The organism is Pseudoalteromonas sp. NZS11 (assembly GCF_015864765.1).
Taxonomy (GTDB): domain Bacteria; phylum Pseudomonadota; class Gammaproteobacteria; order Enterobacterales; family Alteromonadaceae; genus Pseudoalteromonas; species Pseudoalteromonas arctica.
On sequence record NZ_JADYWP010000023.1, the window covers coordinates 1 to 1,420 of the forward strand.

Consider the following 1,420-nt stretch of genomic DNA (forward strand, 5'->3'; position numbering starts at 1 on the left):
CATAAAACGCGTTTGGCGTTGTATGGTTAAGCCTCACGGGTAATTAGTACAAGTTAGCTTAATGGCTCACACCACTTCCACATCTTGCCTATCAACGTTGTAGTCTTCAACGGCCCTTCAGAGACTTTAAAAGTCTAGTGAGAACTCATCTCGAGGCCTGCTTCGCGCTTAGATGCTTTCAGCGCTTATCAGTTCCGAACGTAGCTACCGGGCAATGCCATTGGCATGACAACCCGAACACCAGCGGTTCGTTCACTCCGGTCCTCTCGTACTAGGAGCAACCCCTCTCAATTCTCAAACGCCCACGGCAGATAGGGACCGAACTGTCTCACGACGTTCTAAACCCAGCTCGCGTACCACTTTAAATGGCGAACAGCCATACCCTTGGGACCGACTTCAGCCCCAGGATGTGATGAGCCGACATCGAGGTGCCAAACACCGCCGTCGATATGAACTCTTGGGCGGTATCAGCCTGTTATCCCCGGAGTACCTTTTATCCGTTGAGCGATGGCCCTTCCATTCAGAACCACCGGATCACTATGACCTACTTTCGTACCTGCTCGACGTGTCTGTCTCGCAGTTAAGCTGGCTTCTACCATTACACTAACCGTACGATGTCCGACCGTACTTAGCCAACCTTCGTGCTCCTCCGTTACTCTTTAGGAGGAGACCGCCCCAGTCAAACTACCCACCAGGCACTGTCCGTAACCCCGATTCAGGGGCCAACGTTAGAACATCAAAACTACAAGGGTGGTATTTCAAGGTTGACTCCACAACAACTAGCGTCGCTGCTTCAAAGTCTCCCACCTATCCTACACATGTAGGTTCAATGTTCAGTGCCAAGCTGTAGTAAAGGTTCACGGGGTCTTTCCGTCTAGCCGCGGGTACACAGCATCTTCACTGCGATTTCAATTTCACTGAGTCTCGGGTGGAGACAGCGTGGCCATGGTTACACCATTCGTGCAGGTCGGAACTTACCCGACAAGGAATTTCGCTACCTTAGGACCGTTATAGTTACGGCCGCCGTTTACCGGGGCTTCGATCAAGAGCTTCTCCCTAAGGATAACCCCATCAATTAACCTTCCGGCACCGGGCAGGTGTCACACCGTATACGTCATCTTGCGATTTTGCACAGTGCTGTGTTTTTAATAAACAGTCCCAGCCACCTGGTCACTGCGGCTCCCGTCCGCTTAGAGAGCAAGTCTCATCACAGATAGGAGCGTACCTTCTCCCGAAGTTACGGTACGATTTTGCCTAGTTCCTTCACCCGAGTTCTCTCAAGCGCCTTAGTATTCTCTACCTGACCACCTGTGTCGGTTTGGGGTACGATTCCATATAATCTGAAGCTTAGAGGCTTTTCCTGGAAGTATGGCATCAGCAACTTCATCACCGTAGTGACTCGTCTCGTGTCTCAGGTTTA

The 1,420-nt window shown here is 51.2% G+C and carries 1 rRNA gene; it reads right to left on the reverse strand.

Features of this window, described 5'->3' with window-relative positions:
• Positions 1-22 precede the first annotated feature (22 nt).
• A 23S ribosomal RNA gene (locus tag I6E82_RS19745) occupies positions 23-1,420 on the reverse strand; the annotation flags it as partial.